A 21,106-nucleotide genomic window follows, 5' to 3' on the forward strand; every position below is an offset into this window, starting at 1 on the left:
GATGCGCCGCGGGAGTTTCCAGGCAGGGACCGTCGACTACGCCGCCGTCGGGGCCACGCAGGCCCCCGATCTCATGGGCTATCCGCCGAAGGGCACGACCCCGGCGGAGGCGTCGTGGCGTCTCGGCAGCGGTGAGAGCCGTTTCGTCACCTCGACCGAATCGCTCCTCGGGTGGGGAGCGCAGCGGGGGGCGGGTCTCCAGGTGACCGATGTGCGCCCGGCATCCGGTCCGATGTACTCCGGTGTCGGCTTCGACGCCGACGGCAACGCCATCCAGCCCAGCCGTCTCGACGACGACCAGCGTTTCGACGCCGACGGCGTGCCGTTCGCGAGCGCCGGGACGACCGTGCACCTTCGAGGGCGCGTCGGCGGGATGCGGGCGGATGCCGAACTCCGGGTCATCTCGGTCGTCGACGAGCCGCGTCGGGTCGGGTTCTCGCTCGGCACCGTCGGTGGATCCGTCGTCAGCGGCGAGGAGTCCTTCCTGCTCGAATGGCGCGACGACGACGAGGTCTGGTTCACGGTCCGCGCCTTCGACAAGCCGACCGGCGTGCTCTACCGCCTCTGGCGTCCGCTGGTGAAGCGTCGGCGTCGCGCCCTGTTCCAGGGGTACCTGCAGGCGATGTCGCCGATGTACGCCACCGGCTCCTGATGGGCTCGGCCCTTCCCCTCGGCGATCCCGCTCCTCTCGACGGCGCACTGCCCGCCGACGTGCGCGTGTCGGACGACGTCGACTTCGGCGTCTACCTGCACGTCCCGTTCTGCCGCGTCCGCTGCGGCTACTGCGACTTCAACACCTACACGGCGACCGAACTGCGCGGCGCCCGACAGGACGCGTACGCCGACGAGGTCCTGCGCGAGATCGCGATCTCCCGGCGCGTGCTGGCCGAACGCGGACCGCTCCGCCCCGCGCAGACGGTGTTCTTCGGCGGCGGCACCCCGACGCTCCTGCCGCCCGGCGACCTGGCGCGCATGCTCGACGGCGTCCGGGAGGCCTTCGGTCTGGCGGACGGTGCCGAGGTGACGGTCGAGGCGAACCCCGACACGATGACGGACGCCGTGGCCGAGACCCTCGCGGCCGCCGGTGTGACACGCCTGTCGATCGGCATGCAGTCGGCTGTCCCGCACGTCCTCGCCGCCCTCGACCGCACCCACGACCCCGCGAACATCGCCACCGCGGTCGCCGCGGCACGGAACGCGGGGCTGGCGGTCAGCCTCGACCTCATCTACGGCGCTCCGGGGGAGTCGCTGGAGGACTGGCGGACCTCGCTCGAGACGGCGACGGCCCTCGCACCCGATCACGTCTCGGCCTACGCGCTCATCGTCGAGGACGGCACGAAACTCGAGCGGCAGATCCGCCGCGGCGAGGTGCCCGCTCCCGATGACGATCTGCAGGCCGACATGTACGAGCTGGCCGACGAACTGCTCGCCGCGGCGGGATACGGGTGGTACGAGGTCTCGAACTGGGCGACGAACCGCGCGCAGCGGTCCCGCCACAACCTGTCGTACTGGCGCGGCCAGGACTGGTGGGGGTACGGCCCGGGCGCCCACAGTCACATCGGCGGACTCCGGTGGTGGAACGTGAAGCACCCCGCGGCGTACGCGCAGCGCCTCGCGGCGGGACAGTCGCCGGCGGCCGGACGGGAGCGACCGGATGCCGAGGCCCGCCGCCTCGAGGACATCCTGCTGCGCTCGCGCATCGTCGACGGGGTGGCCGTGGACGAGGCGACGGCCGCCGGGCGGCGGAACGTGGCATCCCTCATCGCCGACGGGCTCGTCGACGGCGCGGCGGCGGTCCACGGCACGATCGTGCTGACCCGCCGCGGGCGGCTTCTCGCCGACGCCGTCGTGCGGGCGCTCACCGAGTGATCCGAGCAGAACGCTCCGCGCGCGGTAGAATTGGCACTCCAAGATCGAGAGTGCCAGCGGAGGAGGGATGATGGTTTCGGAACGCGGTCTTCAGGTGTTGCGCGCGATCGTCCAGGACTACGTGGACACGCGGGAACCCGTCGGCAGCAAGGCGATCGTCGACCGCCACCAGTTCGGTGTGTCCGCCGCCACGATCCGCAACGACATGGCTCTCCTCGAGGACGAGGAACTCATCATCGCGCCGCACACGTCGTCGGGCCGTGTGCCCACCGACAAGGGGTACCGGGTCTTCGTCGACCATCTCGCCGAGGTCCGTCCGCTGACCTCCGCGCAGCGCTCCGCGATCGGCGCGTTCCTGGAGGACACCGGCGACCTCGACGACCTGCTCGTCCGCACGGTCCGCACGCTCACCCGCCTCACCGGACAGGTCGCGATCGTGCAGTACCCGTCGTTCGCCCGGGCGAACGTCTCGCACGTCGAGGTCGTCCACCTCGGCGGCACCCGCATCGTCATCATCGTCGTGACCGACACCGGCCGGGTCTCGCAGCGGGTCGCGTTCCTCGCGACCGAGCCGTCCGCCGAGGAGGCCGAGCAGCTCAAGCTCGCGATGGCCGCGCTGCTGACCGGCAAGAGCGTCCGCGACGGTGCCGCGGCGATCGCCCGCATCCTCGAGGAGGAGGCTCCGGCCCCCCGCGAGGAGAACCGGCGGATCGTCCTGCGCGCGATCGGCGAGGAGCTCGACGAGTTCCGCTCGGACCGCATGGTCATGGCCGGGTCCGCGACCCTCGCCCGTCGCGAAGCGGACTTCCGCGGCAGCATCTACCCGCTGCTCGAGGCGATCGAGGAGCAGGTGACGCTCCTGCGCCTCATGGGCGAGATGGTCGCGGACGACCGGGGACTGGCGACCAGCATCGGCCGCGAGAACGAGCCGTTCGGGCTCGCCGAGGCATCCGTCGTCGCGGGGGACTACGACGCCGGCGGCTCGCAGGCGCGCGTGGGCGTGCTGGGTCCGACCCGCATGGACTACCCCACCAATCTCGCGGCGGTCCGTGCCGTCGCGCACTATCTGACGCGTCTGCTCGAAGAAGACGAGAAGTCGCGCTGAACGAATCGGCCTCCGGGCCGGAGAGGTGATTGTGGCTGACCACTACGAGGTCCTGGGTGTCGCGCGCGACGCGAGCCCCGAGGAGATCAAGAAGGCGTACCGCCGACTGGCGCGACAGCTCCACCCCGATGTGAACCCGGGAGAGGATGCGTCCGAGCAGTTCAAGCTCGTGACGCACGCGTACGACGTGCTGAGCGACCCCGACCAGCGCCAGCGGTACGACCTCGGTGGCGACTCCGGGGCGTTCGGCGGCGCCGGGGCCGGGTTCGGCGGCTTCAGCGACATCTTCGAGACGTTCTTCGGCGGAGGCGGCGGGGGCACGCGTGCCGGACGCCCGCGCTCGCGTCGCGAGCGGGGCCAAGACGCCCTCGTGCGCGTCGACCTCACCCTCGGCGACGTCGTCTTCGGCGTGCACCGCGACATCGAGGTCGACACGGCGGTGCTGTGCGAGACCTGCCAGGGCTCGTGCTGCCAGCCCGGCACCCAGCCGGTGACCTGCGACATCTGCCACGGCTCGGGGCAGATCCAGCGGACCGTGCGGAGCCTGCTCGGCAACGTCGTCACGTCGCAGCCCTGCACGACCTGCCAGGGCTACGGCACGACCATCCCCTACCCGTGTTCCACGTGTCAGGGCCAGGGCCGTGTGCGCGCGCGCCGCACCGTGTCGATCGACATCCCCGCCGGCGTCGAGACGGGACTGCGCCTGCAGCTGCCCGGATCGGGCGAGGTCGGCCCCGCCGGCGGTCCGAACGGCGACCTGTACCTCGAGGTGACGGTCGCTCCGCACGACGTTTTCAGCCGTGACGGCGACGATCTGCTCGCGACCCTCGAGGTGTCGATGATCGACGCGATCCTCGGCACGAGTGTGACGATCGATTCGCTCGACGGCCCCGTCGACCTCGAGATCCGCCAGGGTGTCCAGGCGGGCGACGAGGTGACCATCCGCGGGCGCGGCATCACCCCGCTCCGCGGCGAGCAGCGCGGCGACCTCCGCGTCGCCGTGCAGGTGGTCACCCCGTCGCACCTCGACCCCAAGTCGCGGGCCCTCGTCCAGGAGCTCGCCAAGCGCACGCGCCCCGCGCCGCCGCACCTCGCCGAGTTCCACCCGGGCCTGTTCTCCAAGCTCCGCGGCAAGTTCAAGCGCTGACCGTGGCCCTGCACTTCCTGATCGAGGATGCCGGTGCCGCCCGCCCGGGCGACGTCGTCCGGCTGACGGGCGCCGAGGCGCACCACGCGGCCGCCGTGCGCCGCATCCGGGTCGGGGAGGGGGTGACCGTGGGCGACGGCCGCGGCCTCTGGCTCACGGGAACCGTCGCCTCGGTCGCACCGAAGGAGGTCGTCGTCGAGGTCGTCGAGCGGCGGGAGCACCCGGCGCCGTCGCCGCGCACGGTGCTCGTGCAGGCGCTCGCGAAGGGTGATCGCGACGAGCTCGCGGTGCAGGCCGCGACCGAACTCGGCGTCGACGCGATCCTCCCGTGGCAGGCAGCCCGGTCCGTCTCGCGGTGGGACGGCGCGAAGGTCGCCAAGGGCGTCGCACGCTGGGAGTCGATCGCCCGCGAGGCGGCCAAGCAGGCCCACCGTGCCTGGCTGCCCGAGGTGGGCGACCCGGTGACGACGCGGCAACTCGTCTCGCAGGCCGAGTCGGCACGGATGCTGGTGCTCGAACCCACGGCATCCGCTGCGCTCTCCGCGGTCGACCTCGACGCCGCAGACACCCGTGACGTGCTGCTCGTCGTCGGGCCCGAGGGCGGGATCTCGCCCGACGAGCTCGACGCGTTGCAGGCCGCCGGCGCGACCCTCGTGCGGCTCGGCGACACGGTTCTGCGCACCTCGACCGCCGGTCCCGCGGCGCTCGCGCTGGTCAACCGGGCGCTCGGCCGCTGGTGAGTCGGCACCGGCCGACGCCGGGAGCCGCTGACTAGACTGGGAGGATGAGCGAGTCGTCGGTGTTCACCCGCATCCTCCGGGGTGAGATCCCCTCCGAGATCATCGCGGAGACCGAGAACGCGTTCGCGATCCGCGACATCGCCCCGCAGGCTCCCGTGCACCTGCTCGTGATCCCCAAGAGCGAGCAGTACCGCGACGTCGTCGAGCTCGCCGCGGGCGACCCTGCCCTGCTCGCCGAGCTGGTGGGGCTCGCGAACAGCCTGGCCGCCGAGCACGCCGACGGCGACTTCCGATTGATCTTCAACACCGGCCCCGGCGCCGGTCAGACCGTCTTCCACGTCCACGCCCACGTGCTGGGCGGCGGGCTCAGCGAAGGGAGCCTCGGTGGCTGACAGCACCGAACCCACCGTCGACCGTATCTACGCGGACGGCGTCGCGATGGTGCAGCTGCTGGGTCCTCAGGACCGCCTGCTGCGCACCGTCGAACGCGAACACCCCGACGTGCAGGTGCACGTCCGCGGCAACGAGATCACGCTCACCGGCGAGGGCGACGCCGTGGCGCGTGCCCGCGAACTCGTCGACGAACTCATCGGCATGGCGCGGGCGGGGCAGGGCCTCGACCCGAGCGACGTCACCCAGTCGAGCCGCATCCTGCGGGACAACGGCGGGATGCGTCCCTCCGAGGTCCTCGGCGAAGCCATCCTCTCCTCGCGCGGCAAGGTCATCCGTCCCAAGACGCTCGGCCAGAAGGAGTACGTCGACGCGATCGAGGAGAACACGATCGTCTTCGGCATCGGCCCCGCCGGCACCGGTAAGACCTACCTCGCGATGGCCAAGGCCGTCCAGGCGCTGCAGCGCAAGGAGGTCAGCCGCATCATCCTGACCCGTCCCGCCGTCGAAGCGGGGGAGCGTCTCGGATTCCTGCCGGGCACGCTGACCGACAAGATCGACCCGTACCTGCGGCCGCTCTACGACGCGCTGAACGAGATGATGGACCCCGAGCTCGTCCCGAAGCTCATGGCGTCGGGAACGATCGAGGTCGCCCCCCTCGCCTACATGCGCGGGCGCACCCTGAACGACTCCTTCGTCGTCCTCGACGAGGCGCAGAACACGACGCCCGAGCAGATGAAGATGTTCCTCACCCGTCTCGGGTTCGGCACGCGAATGGTCGTCACGGGCGACATCACGCAGGTCGACCTGCCGCAGGGCGCGTCGGGCCTCCGGCTCGTCACGCGGGTGCTCAAGGACATCGACGACATCCACTTCGCGCGCCTGACGAGCGACGACGTCGTGCGCCACACCCTGGTGGGCCGCATCGTCGACGCCTACAGCGCGTACGACGAGGAGAAGCTCGCCGCACGCCGTGAGCGCGACGAGGCGAGCGAGTTCGCCAACCGCGCCGAGCGCCGGACGGGGCTGCGCCCCGCCGGCCCCCGAGATCGACAGCCCAAGCGAGGACGATCATGACCATCGAGATCACCAACGAGTCCGGTGTGGAAGTCGACGAGACCGTCCTGCTGCGCCTCACCGAGCACAACTTCGCCGAACTGCACGTCAGCCCCGACGCGGACGTCGCGATCCTCCTCGTCGACGAGGGCGCGATGGAGGCGCTGCACGTGCAATGGATGGACGAGCCCGGTCCGACCGACGTGCTGAGCTTCCCCATGGACGAGCTGCGACCCGGGACCGAGGAGGCGCCCACTCCTCCCGGGCTCCTCGGCGACATCGTGCTGTGCCCGCAGGTCGCCGAGACCCAGGCGCAGGCGGCGAAGCACTCCACGATGGACGAGCTCATCCTCCTGACGACGCACGGACTGCTCCACCTGCTCGGCTTCGACCACGCCGAGCCCGAGGAGGAGCGCGAGATGTTCGGACTCCAGAAGGAGCTCATCGGCGCGTTCCACTCCAGCGAGCGCCGCCGGCGCGCATGACCGAGATCCTCCTCCTCGTCGCGGCGGGCCTGCTCGTCGCGCTCGGCGGGCTGATGGCCTCGCTCGAGGCCGCGCTCGACGTGACGGGTCGCGCCGACCTCGCCGACCTCGCCGACGAGGCGCGCTCGGGAACGGCCCTGCGGCGGATCGCCGCCGACCCCGACGCCCACCGCACGGCGGTCGTGTTCATCCGCATCCTCGTCGAGACGGCGGCCGCGGTGCTCGTGACGGTCGCGTTCACGCTGATCTTCGACAACATCTGGTGGGCGATGCTCGCCGCCGTCGTCCTCATGACGATCGCCTCCTTCGTCCTCGTCGGCGCCTCGCCGCGCGCCGTCGGGCGTCAGCACGCGAAGGGCTTCCTGCGGGCCTGTGCCCCGCTCATCCGCGGCGCACGCATCGTGCTCGGGCCCCTCGCGCACCTCCTCGTCCTCGTAGGGGACCGGCTGACCCCCGGCATCCACCGGGGTGCTTCGTTCGCCTCCGAGGAGCAGCTCCTCAGCATGGTCGACGAGGCCGCCTCGCAGGACCTCATCGAGGCGGACGACCGCGACCTCATCCACTCCGTGTTCGACTTCACCGACCGGTTCGTGCGCGCCGTCATGGTGCCGCGCACCGACATGGTGACGATGGATGCCGCGGCCACGACGCAGCAGGCGATGACGCTCTTCCTCGACAAGGGCGTCTCGCGGATCCCGATCGCCGACGGCGAGGCCGACGACATCACCGGTGTCGTGTACCTGAAGGACCTCGTCCAGTTCGCCTACCGCGACGAGACCGCGTGGCGCGGCGTGCCGGTCGCGCAGATCGCCCGACCGGCGGTCTTCGTGCCCGAGTCGATGCGCGCCGAGACGCTGCTGCAGCAGATGAAACGCGAAGCCGTGCACGTCTGCCTCGTCGTCGACGAGTACGGCGGGGTGTCGGGGCTCGTCACCCTCGAAGACCTCATCGAGGAGCTCGTCGGGGAGATCGCCGACGAGTACGACCTGCGCACGAGCGAGGTCACGGACCTCGGCGACGGCCGCTTCCGCGTGAGCACGCGCCTCGGGCTCGACGAGGTCGGCGACCTCTTCGGCATCGAGCTCGAGGACGACGACGTCGACTCGATCGGCGGCCTGTTCGGCAAGGCGCTCGGCAGCGTCCCGGTGCCCGGCGCCCGCGTCGAGCACAGCGGCCTGATCCTGACCGGCGGCACCTCCCTCGGTCGCGGCCGCGGTCTCGCCACCGTGTTCGTCGAGCGCGCCGAGAGCCTGGAGGCCGCCGAGAGCGCCTTCGCACCCACCACCGGAGAGATCCGCGTCTCGCGGGGATCGGAGTGACCGTGACCGACCGTTCCGGTTTCGTGACGTTCGTCGGACGCCCCAATGTGGGCAAGTCGACGCTGACCAACGCCCTCGTCGGCGAGAAGGTCGCGATCACGAGCGACAAGCCGCAGACGACCCGAAAGGCGATCCGCGGCATCCTGAACCGCCCGAGCGGACAGCTCGTCATCGTCGACACCCCCGGCATCCACAAGCCGCGGACGCTGCTGGGTCAGCGCCTCAACGACCTCGTCGAGCAGGTGCTCGGCGACGTCGACGCCATCGGATTCCTCGTGCCGGCCACCGAGAAGGTCGGGCCCGGCGACCGGCGGATCGCGGCATCCCTCGACGGGTACGGTCGCGCGAAGAAGGTGGCCATCGTCACGAAGGTCGACATCGCGACCCGCGAGGAGATCACCGAGCGCCTCATGGAGGTCGACGCGCTGCGCGAGGACTGGGCCGCCGTCATCCCGCTCTCGGCCGTCACCGACGACCAGCTCGACGTGCTCGCCGACGAACTGCTGAAGCTCATGCCCGAGGGCCCCGCGCTCTACCCCGAAGGGGTCGTCACCGACGAGAGCGTCGAGGATCGGATCGCCGAGATCATCCGCGAGGCGGCGCTCGACGGCGTCCGCGACGAGCTGCCCCACTCCATCGCCGTGACGGTGGAGGACATCTCGGCGCGCGAGGACAGTGATCTGACCGACGTGTACGCGAACATCGTCGTCGAGCGCGACAGCCAGAAGGCCATCATCATCGGCCGCGGCGGGTCCCGTCTGAAGGAGGTCGGGGCGCGGTCGCGAGCGGGCATCGAGCCGCTCGTCGGCGGCCGCGTGTTCCTGTCGCTGCGCGTCCGGGTGGCCAAGGAGTGGCAGCGCGACCCCAAGCAACTGGGGCGCCTCGGATTCTGACCGGCGACGGCGCCGGCATCTCACGGAAGGACGACGGCATGGCACAGGCATGGTTCGCGACGGGGCCGGAGGGTCTGTCGCAGTGGGAGCTCCGCGAGGTCGAGGTGCCGGCACCGGGCCCCGGCGAGGTGACCATCCGGGTGCACGCCGCCGGGATGAACCCCGCGGATGTGAAGTACCCCACTCGTCCTGGCGCGTCGTTCCCCTTCCCGATCGGGTACGAGGTGGCCGGCGAGATCACCGCGCTCGGTGCCGACACGCGGATCGGCTCGGGCACGGCGACGGTCGGCGACGAGGTGCTCGCGTTCCGCGTCAGCGGCGGGTACGCGACCGAGGTGACGGTCCCCGCCGAGAAGGTCTTCGCGAAGCCGTCGAGCCTCACGCATCCCGAAGCCGCGAACCTGCTCCTGGCCGGGGCGACGGCCGCCGAACTGCTCGAGCTCAGCGGTGCGCGAAGCGGCGACACGGTGCTGTTCCACGCCGCCTCCGGCGCGGTCGGCGTGAGCTTCCTGCAGCAGGCGGCGATCCGCGGTGTCCGCGTGGTCGGGACGGCGAGCGAGCGGAACGCCGACGTCGTGCGGCGCTACGGCGGCATCCCGATCGCGTACGGCCCGGGTCTCGTCGACCGGGCGAAGGATGCCGCGGCGGGCGCCTCCTTCGTCGCGTCGCTCGACGGGGTGGGGACCGACGAGGCGATCGAGGCCTCGCTCGCGCTCGTCGAGGACCGGACCCGCATCATCACGATCGTCCGTCGCGACCTCGAGTCCGAGGGCATCGTCGCGATCGGCGGCATGCTGCGCGCGAGCGCGGCCTTCCGTGACGCCGTCCGCGGCGAGCTCGTCGACCTCGCGCAGCGCGGACTGCTCGAGGTGCCGGTCGCCCGCACCTTCCCGTTCGCCGACGCGGTCGAGGCGGCGCGTTTCCTCATGGAGGGGCACCCGGGCGGCAAGCTCGCGTTGCTGCCCTGACGGAGAGCGACGCCGCTCAGTCGACGGAGCGCAGCGCGGACCGGACGATCACCTTGCCGGGACCGAAGTCCTCGTTCGCCGCGCGCTGCCAGGTGCCGTCGTCCCAGATCACGTCGACGTACACCCAGCCGTCCTGTTCGTACGAACCGAGGTAGCCCGAGCCGAGGGCATCGGGCACGATCGACTGGATCGTCGCGGCGTCCTGAGCGGATGCGGCGCCCGCCTTCCCGCCGGTGGGGTCGGGCAGTGCGATCGGGTCGAACAGTGCGAGGGGGACGGGTGTGTCGCGGACGGTGAAGCTCTCGCCGTCGTAGACACCGCGCACCGCGTACGTCCCCCAGGTCGTGCCGCCGGCAGAAGCCGCGTCCGTGAGGCCCTCCCAGGACCATCCGACGAGGGGGATGCCGCTGCACTGCGGCGGCGCGGACTCGGCGACGGCCCCCAGGCACAGCTTCGCCGTCGTCCCGTCGTCGAGGACGGTTCCCTGTGCGAGCACCTCGCCGGTCGGGTTCTCCGGTGTCAGCGCGGCGAGGGCAGCCCCGGGAGGCGCAGCGGAGCCGCCCGCATCAGCCGCGGCGGCGCAGGAGGTGAGCAGCAGGGTGGCGCCGGCGAGCAGGACGGCGGCGGATCGGCGGAGCGTCATACCGGGAGAGTGTCGGGGCCGCGGCATCCGTCTCGGATGTCGGCGCTTCGGATCGGGGTGTAACGTGTCAGTATGCGCTTCTGCGGCCTCCTTCTTCGTCGCCGCGACGAGTCCTCGATCTAGGACCAACTCGTCGCGGAGGTTGTCGTGGGTCCGCACCAGTGACGAGAGAAGAAGCACCCATCATGCGAAACACCCAGAAGCCCTCCGGCGCCCCGATCCACAAGTACCGCCCGTTCCACGAGCAGATCCGCGTCGAGCTGCCCGATCGCACGTGGCCGGGCAAGCGCATTGAGGTCGCGCCCCGCTGGTGCGCCGTCGACCTGCGCGACGGCAACCAGGCGCTCATCGACCCGATGAGCCCCGAGCGCAAGCGGATCATGTTCGAGCTGCTCGTGAAGATGGGCTACAAGGAGATCGAGGTCGGCTTCCCGAGCGCGAGCCAGACCGACTTCGACTTCGTGCGCCAGCTGATCGAAGAGGACCTCATCCCCGAGGACGTCACGATCCAGGTGCTGACGCAGGCCCGCGACCACCTCATCAAGCGCACGTACGAGTCGATCGCCGGTGCCAAGCAGGCGATCGTCCACCTGTACAACTCCACGAGCGTGCTGCAGCGCGAGGTCGTCTTCCGCACCGATCAGCAGGGCATCATCGACATCGCCCTCGAGGGCGCCCGCCTGTGCCGCGAGTACGAGAAGACGATCCCCGAGACGACCGTCTACTACGAGTACTCGCCCGAGAGCTACACCGGCACCGAGCTCGAGTTCGCCGTCGACGTCTGCAACCAGGTCATCGAGGTCTTCGAGCCGACCCCTGAGCGCAAGGTCATCATCAACCTGCCGGCGACCGTCGAGATGGCGACGCCCAACGTGTACGCCGACTCGATCGAGTGGATGAGCCGGCACCTGGCGCACCGCGAGAACGTCATCCTGTCGCTGCACCCCCACAATGACCGCGGCACCGCGATCGCCGCGGCGGAGCTCGGCTACATGGCCGGGGCCGATCGCATCGAGGGATGCCTCTTCGGCAACGGCGAGCGCACGGGCAACGTCGACCTGGTCGCCCTGGGGATCAACCTGCTGACGCAGGGCATCGACCCGCAGATCGACTTCAGCGACATCGACCACGTCAAGCGCACCGCCGAGTACTGCAACCAGCTGCCCGTGCCCGAGCGGAGCCCCTGGGCGGGCGACCTGGTCTTCACCGCGTTCAGCGGGTCGCACCAGGACGCCATCAAGAAGGGCTTCGAGGCGATGGAGGCGCGTGCCCAGGCGGCGGGCGTCTCGGTCGACGAGATCGAGTGGGCCGTGCCGTACCTGCCCATCGACCCGAAGGACCTGGGACGCTCGTACGAGGCCGTCATCCGGGTCAACTCGCAGTCCGGCAAGGGCGGTGTCGCCTACCTGCTGAAGACCGACCACGCGCTCGACCTGCCGCGCAAGCTGCAGATCGAGTTCTCGGGGGTCGTCCAGGCGAAGACGGATGCCGAGGGCGGCGAGGTCTCGAGCGGTCAGATCTGGTCGATCTTCTCCGACGAGTATCTGCCCGCTGCCGCCGCCGACGAGAAGTGGGGTCGCTTCGAACTGCTGTCGACCCGTACGCAGAGCGACATGTCCGGGGAGGTCGCGCTCGAGGTGACGCTCCGCGACGGCGAGGAGCGCGTCTCGGCGACGGGCGCCGGCAACGGTCCCATCGCGGCTTTCCTGAAGGTGCTGGGCGAGCGCGGTTTCGAGATCTCCCTCTACGACTACGTCGAGCACACCCTGGGTGCCGGCGGCGACGCGCACGCGGCCGCGTACGTCGAGCTGCAGGTCGGGGACCAGCGCCTCTGGGGCGTCGGCATCGACGGTGACATCTCGACGGCGAGCCTGAAGGCGGTCGTCTCGGCGGTCAACCGGGCGATCCGCAGCCGCGTGTCCGAGAGTGAGCTCGCCGGCGTCTGAGTCCGCGCGGTCGCCGTCGGGACCGGATCACGGTCTGATGATCGGGATGGTCGAGGTCTCAACGGCGACCTTGCGCCGGTAGAGGGCGCGCTGCTCCGGCAGCGAGATGTCGAACGCGACGGCGAGGACCCGGATGACGGCGGTCACCGCGATGCAGGTGATCGCCGCCGGCACCGCCGCGACGCCGACGAGGTCGAGGACGGCCAGGACGGCGCATCCCACCGCTGCAGCGACGGCGTAGAGCGAGCCGACGTGCATCATCGCGACGGGGAGACCCATGAACACGTCGCGCAGGAGGCCCCCGCCGACCGCCGCGCACGCGCCGACGAAGACGGACGGGATGAGGGGGAGGCCGAGCGCCAACGCCTTGGTCGTCCCCAGTGCGCCGAACATGCCGATCGCGACGGCATCGAGCGCCACGATGACGGCGTTGAGCCGCTGGAAGAGGTTCGCCAGCAGCATCCCGACGAGGGCCGCGGCGGTGACGGTGATGAGGTATCCGTCGCTCTGGAGGGCGACCGGTGTCGTGTTCAAGAGCAGATCGCGGATCATGCCGCCGCCGAGGCCCATGACGACGCCGATGATCGCGACCCCGAGCAGATCGAGTCGGCGCTGACCCTGGAACCCCGAGGCGAACAGGGCGCCCTGTACGCCGCCGAGCCCGACGGCGGTCAGGTCGGCCCAGAGGGGGATGAGGAACTGCGGCTCGGTCACGCCTTCATTGTGCCCGGTCGCGGGATAATCGAGGGGTGCCCACTTACCGCGACGAGGTCGTGGTCCTTCGCACCCACAAGCTGGGCGAGGCGGACCGCATCGTGACGATGCTCAGCCGTCGTCACGGCAAGGTGCGCGCCGTCGCGAAGGGTGTCCGGCGGACGTCGTCGAAGTTCGGCGCCCGGCTCGAGCCGTTCATGGTCGCCGACGTCCAGATGTACAAGGGCCGCTCGCTCGACATCGTGCAGCAGGCCGAGTCCCTGGGCGCCTACGGTGCGGACATCGCTACCGATTACGACCGGTACACCGCGGCATCCGCCATGTCCGAGACCGCCGACCGGCTCAACGAGGCCGAGACGACGCCGCAGCAGTACCTCCTCCTCGTCGGCGGGCTCCGCGCCCTCGCCCGCGGCGACCACGCCCCGCGGTCGGTGCTCGACTCGTACCTGCTGAGGGTCATGTCGCTCTCGGGGTGGGCGCCGTCCCTGCGGGAGTGTGCGCGGTGCGGTGCTCCCGGCCCGCACGAGTGGTTCGTCGCGCAGCTGGGTGGCATCGTCTGCGCCGCGTGCGCGCCCACCGGTGCTCCGCGGGTGAGTGTCGAGACCGGCGATCTGCTGCGGGCGCTGCTGGCGGGGGAGTGGGATGTGGTGGATGCCGCCTCGTCCGGCGCCACCGCGGCATCCTCCGGCCTCATCGCCGCCTACGCGCAGTGGCACACCGAGCGCGGCATCCGTTCCCTGTCCCACCTGGAGGCGCCTCGGTGAGTCCCAAGCCGTACACGCATCGCGACGCGGTGCCCTATCGACCGCTCGACTGGACCGGGCTGTACCCGCCGGAGTTCCCGAAGGGGGCGGTGCCGGGCCACGTCGCGATCGTGATGGACGGCAACGGCCGGTGGGCGAACCGCCGCGGGCTGACCCGGATCGAAGGGCATCGCGCCGGCGAGGAGGTGCTGCTCGACGTCGTCGCCGGGGCGATCCAGGCGGGCGTCAGGCACCTCAGCGTCTACGCGTTCTCGACGGAGAATTGGGCGCGTTCGCCCGAGGAGGTGCGCTTCCTCATGGGATACAACCGCGACGTGCTGCACCGTCGCCGGGATCAGCTGAACGAGTGGAACGTGCGCATCCGCTGGGCCGGGCGCAAGCCGCGCCTGTGGGGCTCGGTCATCAAGGAACTGCAGTACGCCGAGCAGCTGACGTCCGGCAACACCGGCCTGACCTTGACGATGTGCATCAACTACGGCGGGCGGCTGGAGATCATCGACGCGATGCGGGCGATGGGTGAGGAGATCGCCCGCGGAAAGCTGAAGCCCTCGGCCATCACCGAGAAGACGCTCCGGCGCCACCTGTACGTCCCCGACATGCCCGACGTCGACCTCTTCGTGCGGTCGAGCGGTGAGCAGCGGACGTCCAACTTCCTGCTGTGGGAGGCGGCGTACGCCGAGATGGTGTTCCTCGACACGCTGTGGCCCGACTTCTCGCGGACCGACCTGTGGGGCGCGATCGAGCTCTATCTGTCGCGCGACCGCCGCTTCGGCGGGGCCAAGGACGCCCCGACGTCCTCCTGAGGTCAGTCCGCGGCTCGCGCGGCGGGGCCCGCGAGCCAGCGCTCGACCTCCCGCGGATGCCGGAGGCGCACGACGGGCACGTCGTACTCGGCGGCGACCCGCGGCATCCGTTCCCGCCAGGTGCCGTGCGTGCGCATCTCCCAGCGCAGGATGTGGTCGGGGTCGCGGAGGACCGTCCACAGGGGAGGCTCGACGTTCCCGTTCCACAGGGGCTGCCGCAGGATGCTGCGCCGCAGGGTGCGTCGCACGAGCCGGGCGCGCGCGATGCGACGGGGGAGGTCGAGCCACACCGCGAGGTCGGCGCGCTCGCCGAGCAACTGCCCACCGCCCGCGCTGAAGTAGTTCCACTCCGACACCCACCGCTCACCGGCGGCGACGCGGCGCACGTCGTCGAGGAACTCGGGCCGGGGCGTCCAGCCCGGTCCGTGGAAGAGCGAGTCAAGCTCGGTGTACTCGAGGTGCCACAGGTCGGCGAGCCGTCGTGCGAGGGTGGATTTGCCCACCCCCGTCGTGCCCGCGATCACGACGCGACGCGGCAGAGCCGGCAGCGGGTCGTCGGCGGAGAGCATCCCGCCAGCCTAGGACGGCGGCGGGAATAGATGCGAGTGCCCGGCGCGTTGCAGGCGATGTGACGGATGCCATCAAGATCGACGTGTGGAGCGACATCGCCTGCCCCTGGTGCTACATCGGCAAGCGCAACCTCGAGACGGGGCTCGCGGCGACGGCGGACGACGCCGACGCCCCCCGCGTGGAGGTGACGTTCCACTCGTACGAGCTGTCCCCGGACACCCCCATCGACTTCGACGGGAACGAGGTCGACTTCCTGTCGCAGCACAAGGGCATGACACCCGAGCAGGTCAAGCCGATGCTCGACCGGGTGACGGGTGTCGCCGCCGAGGCAGGCCTCGAGTACCGGTTCGACCTGCTGAAGCACACGAACACGGTGAAGGCGCACGAGCTGCTCCACTTCGCCAAGGAGCAGGGTCTCCAGAAGGAGATGACCGAGCGGCTCATGTCGGCCTACTTCACCGAAGGCCGTCACGTCGGTCGCATCGACGACCTCGTCGATCTCGCCGCCGAAGCAGGACTCGATCGGGAGGCCGCGCGCGACGCGCTGGAGTCCGGCCGCTACCTCGAGGCGGTGCGGGCCGACCAGGCGCAGGCGCAGGCCTACGGCATCCAGGGTGTGCCGTTCTTCGTCATCGACGGCAAGTACGGCGTCAGCGGGGCGCAGCCCGCCGAGGCGTTCGCGCAGATCGCACGTCAGGTGTGGTCCGAGCGCGCGGAGGCGTCGGCCGCGAGCTGATCAGGCCAGCGCGTCCTCGATCGCCGCGATCACCTCGGGCTCGTTCGGCTTGGTCTGCGGACGGAAGCGGTGCAGCTCGCCGTCCCGGGTCACGAGGAACTTCTCGAAGTTCCACATGACGGGGCCCTTCGCGCGCTCCGCGTTCGGAGTCTTCTTCAGCGCCTTGTAGAGGGGAGCGGCGTGCGAGCCGTTCACCCGGATCTTGTCCATGATGGGGAACGTGATGCCCCAGTTGACGGCGCAGTAGTCGAGGATCTCCTCCATCGACCCGGGCTCCTGCCCCATGAACTGGTTGCACGGGAACCCGATGACCTGCAGGCCGCGCTCGCCATACGTCGTCTGCAGCTCCTCGAGCTGCTCGTACTGCGGGGCCAGACCGCACTTCGACGCGACGTTGACGATGAGGAACGCCTTGTCGCCGAAGTCGCCCAGTGTCGCCTCCCTCCCGTCGGCCGTGGTGAACGGGATGTCGCGGAGGGAGGGGGTTTCGGTCATGTCTCCACGATAAGACGCGCGCCGATGCCGTAAGCGCTCGCCGTCTGGGAGAATGGGAAGGATATGTCCTCGACCCTCGCACCCCCCGCGCCCCTGCGTATCGGGCCGATCACCCTCGACGCTCCCGTCGTCCTGGCACCCATGGCCGGCATCACCAACACGGCCTTCCGCCGCCTGTGCCGCGAGTACGGTGCGGGCCTCTACGTGAGCGAGATGATCACGACGCGCGCTCTGGTCGAGCGCAACGCCACGACGATGCGGCTCATCCGCCATCACGAGTCCGAGACCCCCCGGTCGATCCAGCTGTACGGCGTCGACCCGGCGACCGTCGAGGCCGCGGTCCGGATCATCGTCGAGGAGGATCACGCCGATCACGTCGATCTGAACTTCGGATGCCCCGTGCCCAAGGTGACCCGCAAGGGCGGCGGCGCGGCGCTGCCGTGGAAGACCGAGCTGTTCCGCGAGATCGTCGAACGCGCCGCGAAGGCCGCTGGCGACATCCCGTTGACCGTCAAGATGCGCAAGGGCATCGACTCCGACCACCTGACCTACCTCGAGGCGGGCCGGATCGCTGAAGGCGCCGGCGTCGCCGCCGTCGCGCTCCACGCGCGGACGGCATCGGAGTTCTACTCGGGCCACGCGGACTGGTCCGCGATCGCGAGGCTGAAGGAGACGGTCACGAGCGTCCCCGTGCTCGGCAACGGCGACATCTGGTCGGCGGAGGACGCCCGCCGGATGATGGCCGAGACCGGTTGCGACGGTGTCGTCGTCGGACGCGGATGCCTCGGCCGCCCCTGGCTCTTCGGTGACCTCGCGCGCGAACTCGGCACCGGCCACGCCGCTCCGCCCGTCGATGCGACCCTCGGGTTCGTCGCGGCCGCGTTCCGTCGCCACGCGGAGCTGCTGGTCGAGTTCTTCGAGGACGAGGACCGCGGCTGCCGTGACATCCGCAAGCACGTCGCCTGGTACTTCAAGGGCTACCCCGTCGGGGGTGACCTGCGGGCTCGCCTCGCGACCGCGTCGAGCCTCGCGGAGATCGACGAGCTGCTCGCGACGCTCGACCTCGACGCGCCGTACCCCGGCGCCGCCGCGGAGGGTCAGCGCGGGCGTGCGGGCACGCCGAAGCGGCCGGCCCTGCCCGACGGGTGGCTCGACTCGCGCGAGATCGGACACGCGGCATCCACCGCCCTTGCGGATGCGGAGCTCGACACCAGTGGCGGCTGAGTCGATGATCGGCGCGAGCGTGGGCATCGCCGCCGGACGTCCCACGGGCTACGACGACCACGACGCCGAGCGTTTCCACCCGGAGAAGCATCGTTCCCTGCGCGACGGGTTCGCCCGTGACCGCGCCCGGGTGCTGCACTCCGCGGCGTTCCGGCGGCTCGCGGCCAAGACGCAGGTGCTAAGCCCGGCGAGCCCCGACGACTTCGCCCGCAACCGGCTGACCCACTCGCTCGAGGTGGCGCAGGTGGGACGCGAGCTCGCAATCGCGCTCGAGCTCTCGCCCGACGTGGTCGACACGGCGTGCCTGAGCCATGACCTCGGGCATCCGCCCTTCGGGCACAACGGCGAGCGGGCGCTCAACGAGTGGGCCGAGGACATCGGCGGGTTCGAGGGCAATGCGCAGTCGCTCCGGATCCTCGCCCGTCTCGAGCCGAAGGTCGTCGACGACGACGGCGAGAGCTTCGGGCTGAACCTCACCCGCGCGAGCCTCGACGCGACCTGCAAGTACCCGTGGACGGCGGATCACGCGATCCCGGATCCTGGAGGACGCCAGAAGTTCGGTGTGTACGCCGAGGACGAGGCGATCTTCCGGTGGATGCGGCAGGGCGCGCCCGGTCGGGTGCGGTGCATCGAGGCCGAGGTCATGGACCTCTCCGACGACATCGCCTATTCGGTGCACGACTTCGAGGACGCCGTCCTGAACGGCTACCTCGATCCCCGCCGACTCGCGGATGCCCGGGAGCGCGAGGCGCTGCTGACGGCGATCCAGTCGTGGGTCGGGCTCGGGTTCAGCCGCGATGAACTCGCGGATGCGCTGTACCGACTCGTGCGACTGCCCGAGTGGATGACCGACTTCGACGGCACGCGGGCGTCGGTGGCCCGGCTGAAGAACCTCACGTCCGACTTCATCGGGCGCTTCGCTCGTGCCGCGACGGCGGCGACGCGCGAGCACTACGACACGCCCGCGCTGACCCGCTACCGCGGACGGATGATCGTGCCGCGGGTCATCGAGGCCGAGATGGCGGTGCTGAAGGGCACGATCGGGGCGTTCGTCGTGTCGATCGACGGTCGTAAGGGGCTCTACAAGGAGCAGCGTCGGGTGCTGAAGCGCCTCGCGTCGGCTCTGCTGGAGCGTCCGGAGCACCTCGATCGGGTGCACGCGGTGGACTTCGCGGCGGCATCGAGCGATGCCGAACGCAAGCGCGTCGTGGTCGATCAGGTGGCGACGCTCACCGACCGTTTCGCGATCGAGTGGCACTCGGCTCTGGTCGGGCCCGTGGACCTGCGCGAACTCGGCTTGTGGCCGGCGGGGTCGCGGGTCGTCGCGAACGCGAGCTTCGCCCTTCCCGAGCCGATCGAAGGTCTCTGATGGCCCGCATCCGGCAGTCCGACGTCGACGAGGTGAAGGCCCGGACGAACATCGCGGACATCGTGGGGGAGCGGGTCGCCCTGAAGTCAGCGGGGGTGGGGTCCCTCAAGGGGCTCTGCCCGTTCCACGATGAGCGCAGTCCGAGCTTCAACGTGCGGCCGCAGGCGGGGTACTACCACTGCTTCGGCTGCGGGGAGTCGGGCGACGTCTACTCGTTCCTGCGTGCGATGGACCACCTGTCGTTCACGGAGGCGGTCGAGCGTCTCGCGGCTCGCATCGGGTATCAGCTGCACTACGAGGACGGCGGTGCTGCGCCCGAGACCGGCGGCCGCACGCGGCTCTACCAGGCGAACACGGCCGCGGCCGAGTACTTCCGCGCGCAGCTCGCGACAGCGGAGGCCGACGCGGGTCGCCGGTTCCTCGGCGAACGCGGGTTCGATGCCGGTGCCGCCGCGCACTTCGGTGTCGGATACGCCCCGAAGGGGTGGAACAACATGCGCGACGCCCTGCGCGCGCAGGGCTTCACCGACGAGGAGTTGGCGACGGCGGGGCTCGTGTCGCAGGGGCAGCGCGGCGTGTACGACCGGTTCCGCGGACGGGTGGTGTGGCCGATCCGCGACCTCACGGGCCAGACGATCGGCTTCGGGGCGCGGAAGCTGTACGAGGACGACCAGGGGCCCAAGTACCTGAACACGCCCGAGACGCCGATCTACAAGAAAGCGCAGGTCCTCTACGGTCTCGACCTCGCGAAGAAGGACGTCTCCCGCTCGCACCGTGTCGTCGTCGTGGAGGGGTACACCGACGTGATGGCGTGCCACCTCGCCGGGGTGACCACGGCGATCGCGACGTGCGGCACCGCGTTCGGGTCGGACCACATCACGGTGCTGCGCCGGGTGATGGGTGACGACAGTGCCTCGGGCGAGGTGATCTTCACGTTCGATCCGGATGCCGCGGGGCAGAAGGCGGCGTTGCGGGCGTTCTCGGAGGAGAGGCGGTTCGCGGCGCAGACGTACGTGGCGGTCGCGCCGGACGGTCTCGACCCGTGCGATCTGCGGCTCAATCGCGGCGACGGCGCCGTGCGGGCGTTGATGGACGCGAAGGCGCCGATGTTCGAGTTCGTGATCGACCAGAAGCTGGCCGGGTTCGATCTCGGGAGCGTCGAGGGCCGGGTCGGCGCGTTGCGCGCGGCCGCGCCGATCGTCGCGGAGATCCGCGACTCGTCGCTGCGGCCGGGGTACACGCGGGTGCTGGCGCGCAAGCTCGGGATGGACCTCGGTGAGGTCACTCCGGCGGTGGAGCGCGCGGCGCGCGGGCCGCGCGGCCCGCGGGAGCCGGAGGCGGCTCCGGTCGAGAGGTCCTCGGATGGTGCGGCTCCGTCGTTGCGGGTGACGGTGGCGAGCCTTCCGCGGACGGCGAGCGTGACCCTCGAGCGGGATGCGCTGATGGGTGTGCTGCAGTACGGGCACGTCATCGACCGGGAAGAGGTGGATGCCGCGTTGCAGATCCCGATGGAGCATCCGGCGCTCGACGCGGTGCGCCAGGCGGTGGCGGCGCAGCCGGACCGTTCGCGTGTCGGGTGGTCGACGGCTGCCGTGGATGCGACGCGGGAGCCGTATCGCGGGCTCGCCGCGGAGCTGTTGACGGCGTCGTTCCCGGCGCTGACGGAGGTGGAGGCGATGACGTCGGCGCGTGCGCTGTGCCGTCGACTTCGGCTGCGGGCGATGGATCGGGAGAAGGCGGAGCTGCTCGGCGCCGTTCAGCGCGTGCCGGCGGACTCCGAGGAGGGTCGCGCGGTCCGGGTCGCCCTGCGGGACCTCGACCAGCGGCGCCGGACGCTGGCTGATCTCGTCTGACGCTTTGTGTCGCCGCG

Annotated in this window: 22 protein-coding genes; 18 read left to right on the plus strand and 4 right to left on the minus strand. The window is 70.7% G+C overall.

Translation table 11 applies throughout. The annotated features are described in order from the left end of the window. Position 1 precedes the first annotated feature (1 nt). The 11 genes from AB0P29_RS12485 (at position 2) to AB0P29_RS12535 (ending at position 9,972) form a co-directional block, all read left to right on the plus strand. Positions 2-652 carry a DUF1990 family protein gene (locus AB0P29_RS12485; protein WP_363380194.1) on the plus strand — a complete coding sequence of 217 codons (651 nt, stop codon included), beginning with the start codon at positions 2-4 and terminating at the stop codon, positions 650-652. After that, the gene (gene hemW / locus AB0P29_RS12490; protein WP_363380197.1) at positions 652-1,869 is read left to right on the plus strand and encodes a radical SAM family heme chaperone HemW; all 1,218 of its coding nucleotides are present in this window, start codon (positions 652-654) and stop codon (positions 1,867-1,869) included. The genes AB0P29_RS12485 and hemW overlap by 1 nt, the downstream gene beginning before the upstream one ends. A gap of 70 nt (positions 1,870-1,939) precedes the next feature. Further along, positions 1,940-2,974 (plus strand): heat-inducible transcriptional repressor HrcA, encoded by a 1,035-nt coding sequence (gene hrcA, locus AB0P29_RS12495; RefSeq protein ID WP_253034724.1) that lies wholly within the window; start codon positions 1,940-1,942, stop codon positions 2,972-2,974. A gap of 31 nt (positions 2,975-3,005) precedes the next feature. Next, the gene (gene dnaJ / locus AB0P29_RS12500; RefSeq protein WP_363380199.1) at positions 3,006-4,121 is read left to right on the plus strand and encodes a molecular chaperone DnaJ; all 1,116 of its coding nucleotides are present in this window, start codon (positions 3,006-3,008) and stop codon (positions 4,119-4,121) included. Between the two features lie 2 nt (positions 4,122-4,123). After that, complete coding sequence (locus AB0P29_RS12505; RefSeq protein ID WP_359918864.1) at positions 4,124-4,861, plus strand: 16S rRNA (uracil(1498)-N(3))-methyltransferase; 738 nt, start codon at positions 4,124-4,126, stop codon at positions 4,859-4,861. Positions 4,862-4,905: 44 nt separating this feature from the next. Beyond that, positions 4,906-5,253: an HIT domain-containing protein gene (locus AB0P29_RS12510; RefSeq protein ID WP_064002185.1), complete on the plus strand. Its 348-nt coding sequence runs from the start codon at positions 4,906-4,908 to the stop codon at positions 5,251-5,253. Between the two features lie 46 nt (positions 5,254-5,299). Further along, on the plus strand, positions 5,300-6,328 hold the full coding sequence (locus AB0P29_RS12515) for a PhoH family protein (RefSeq protein ID WP_363380373.1): 1,029 nt from the start codon (positions 5,300-5,302) through the stop codon (positions 6,326-6,328). After that, positions 6,325-6,792, plus strand: a complete 468-nt coding sequence (ybeY, locus tag AB0P29_RS12520) for an rRNA maturation RNase YbeY (protein ID WP_064002183.1) — start codon at positions 6,325-6,327, stop codon at positions 6,790-6,792. Before AB0P29_RS12515 ends, ybeY begins: the two co-directional genes overlap by 4 nt. Next, positions 6,789-8,111 carry a hemolysin family protein gene (locus AB0P29_RS12525; RefSeq protein ID WP_217531464.1) on the plus strand — a complete coding sequence of 441 codons (1,323 nt, stop codon included), beginning with the start codon at positions 6,789-6,791 and terminating at the stop codon, positions 8,109-8,111. The genes ybeY and AB0P29_RS12525 overlap by 4 nt, the downstream gene beginning before the upstream one ends. A 2-nt stretch (positions 8,112-8,113) precedes the next feature. Further along, the gene (gene era / locus AB0P29_RS12530; RefSeq protein ID WP_363380204.1) at positions 8,114-9,004 is read left to right on the plus strand and encodes a GTPase Era; all 891 of its coding nucleotides are present in this window, start codon (positions 8,114-8,116) and stop codon (positions 9,002-9,004) included. 38 nt (positions 9,005-9,042) lie between these two features. Further along, on the plus strand, positions 9,043-9,972 hold the full coding sequence (locus AB0P29_RS12535) for an NADP-dependent oxidoreductase (RefSeq protein WP_363380207.1): 930 nt from the start codon (positions 9,043-9,045) through the stop codon (positions 9,970-9,972). A 16-nt stretch (positions 9,973-9,988) separates the two neighbouring features. On the opposite strand, the gene AB0P29_RS12540 is transcribed toward AB0P29_RS12535, so the two are convergent. Further along, entirely contained in the window at positions 9,989-10,615 is a 627-nt protein-coding gene (locus AB0P29_RS12540; protein WP_217531461.1) for a hypothetical protein, read from the minus strand. Positions 10,616-10,800: 185 nt separating this feature from the next. On the opposite strand from AB0P29_RS12540, the gene leuA reads away from it, so the two are divergent. Beyond that, positions 10,801-12,561, plus strand: a complete 1,761-nt coding sequence (gene leuA / locus AB0P29_RS12545) for a 2-isopropylmalate synthase (RefSeq protein WP_217531460.1) — start codon at positions 10,801-10,803, stop codon at positions 12,559-12,561. A gap of 27 nt (positions 12,562-12,588) precedes the next feature. Here leuA and AB0P29_RS12550 read toward each other — a convergent pair whose 3' ends face one another. Continuing rightward, entirely contained in the window at positions 12,589-13,275 is a 687-nt protein-coding gene (locus tag AB0P29_RS12550) for a TRIC cation channel family protein (protein WP_217531459.1), read from the minus strand. Between the two features lie 35 nt (positions 13,276-13,310). On the opposite strand from AB0P29_RS12550, the gene recO reads away from it, so the two are divergent. Further along, positions 13,311-14,039, plus strand: a complete 729-nt coding sequence (gene recO / locus AB0P29_RS12555; RefSeq protein ID WP_311283652.1) for a DNA repair protein RecO — start codon at positions 13,311-13,313, stop codon at positions 14,037-14,039. Further along, positions 14,036-14,842, plus strand: a complete 807-nt coding sequence (locus tag AB0P29_RS12560) for an isoprenyl transferase (protein WP_363380212.1) — start codon at positions 14,036-14,038, stop codon at positions 14,840-14,842. Before recO ends, AB0P29_RS12560 begins: the two co-directional genes overlap by 4 nt. 2 nt (positions 14,843-14,844) lie before the next feature. Here AB0P29_RS12560 and AB0P29_RS12565 read toward each other — a convergent pair whose 3' ends face one another. After that, a complete protein-coding gene (locus AB0P29_RS12565; RefSeq protein ID WP_363380214.1) occupies positions 14,845-15,411 on the minus strand; it encodes an AAA family ATPase in 567 nt (188 codons plus the stop codon). Positions 15,412-15,470: 59 nt separating this feature from the next. Here AB0P29_RS12565 and AB0P29_RS12570 point away from each other — a divergent pair, with 59 nt between their 5' ends. After that, positions 15,471-16,148, plus strand: coding sequence for a DsbA family oxidoreductase (locus AB0P29_RS12570; RefSeq protein WP_363380216.1), 678 nt, complete (start codon positions 15,471-15,473; stop codon positions 16,146-16,148). Here AB0P29_RS12570 and AB0P29_RS12575 read toward each other — a convergent pair whose 3' ends face one another. Then, positions 16,149-16,643 carry a glutathione peroxidase gene (locus AB0P29_RS12575; protein ID WP_363380219.1) on the minus strand — a complete coding sequence of 165 codons (495 nt, stop codon included), beginning with the start codon at positions 16,641-16,643 and terminating at the stop codon, positions 16,149-16,151. 63 nt (positions 16,644-16,706) lie between these two features. On the opposite strand from AB0P29_RS12575, the gene dusB reads away from it, so the two are divergent. The 3 genes from dusB to dnaG are packed head-to-tail and all read left to right on the plus strand — an operon-like array spanning position 16,707 to position 21,089. Further along, positions 16,707-17,867, plus strand: a complete 1,161-nt coding sequence (dusB, locus tag AB0P29_RS12580; protein ID WP_363380221.1) for a tRNA dihydrouridine synthase DusB — start codon at positions 16,707-16,709, stop codon at positions 17,865-17,867. A gap of 4 nt (positions 17,868-17,871) precedes the next feature. Beyond that, positions 17,872-19,236, plus strand: coding sequence for a deoxyguanosinetriphosphate triphosphohydrolase (locus AB0P29_RS12585; RefSeq protein WP_363380223.1), 1,365 nt, complete (start codon positions 17,872-17,874; stop codon positions 19,234-19,236). Next, positions 19,236-21,089, plus strand: coding sequence for a DNA primase (gene dnaG, locus AB0P29_RS12590; protein WP_363380225.1), 1,854 nt, complete (start codon positions 19,236-19,238; stop codon positions 21,087-21,089). The genes AB0P29_RS12585 and dnaG overlap by 1 nt, the downstream gene beginning before the upstream one ends. The last annotated feature ends 17 nt before the right edge of the window (positions 21,090-21,106 follow it).

This window comes from Microbacterium sp. NPDC080220 (assembly GCF_040686395.1).
In the GTDB taxonomy this organism is placed as follows: Bacteria; Actinomycetota; Actinomycetes; order Actinomycetales; family Microbacteriaceae; genus Microbacterium; species Microbacterium gawkjiense.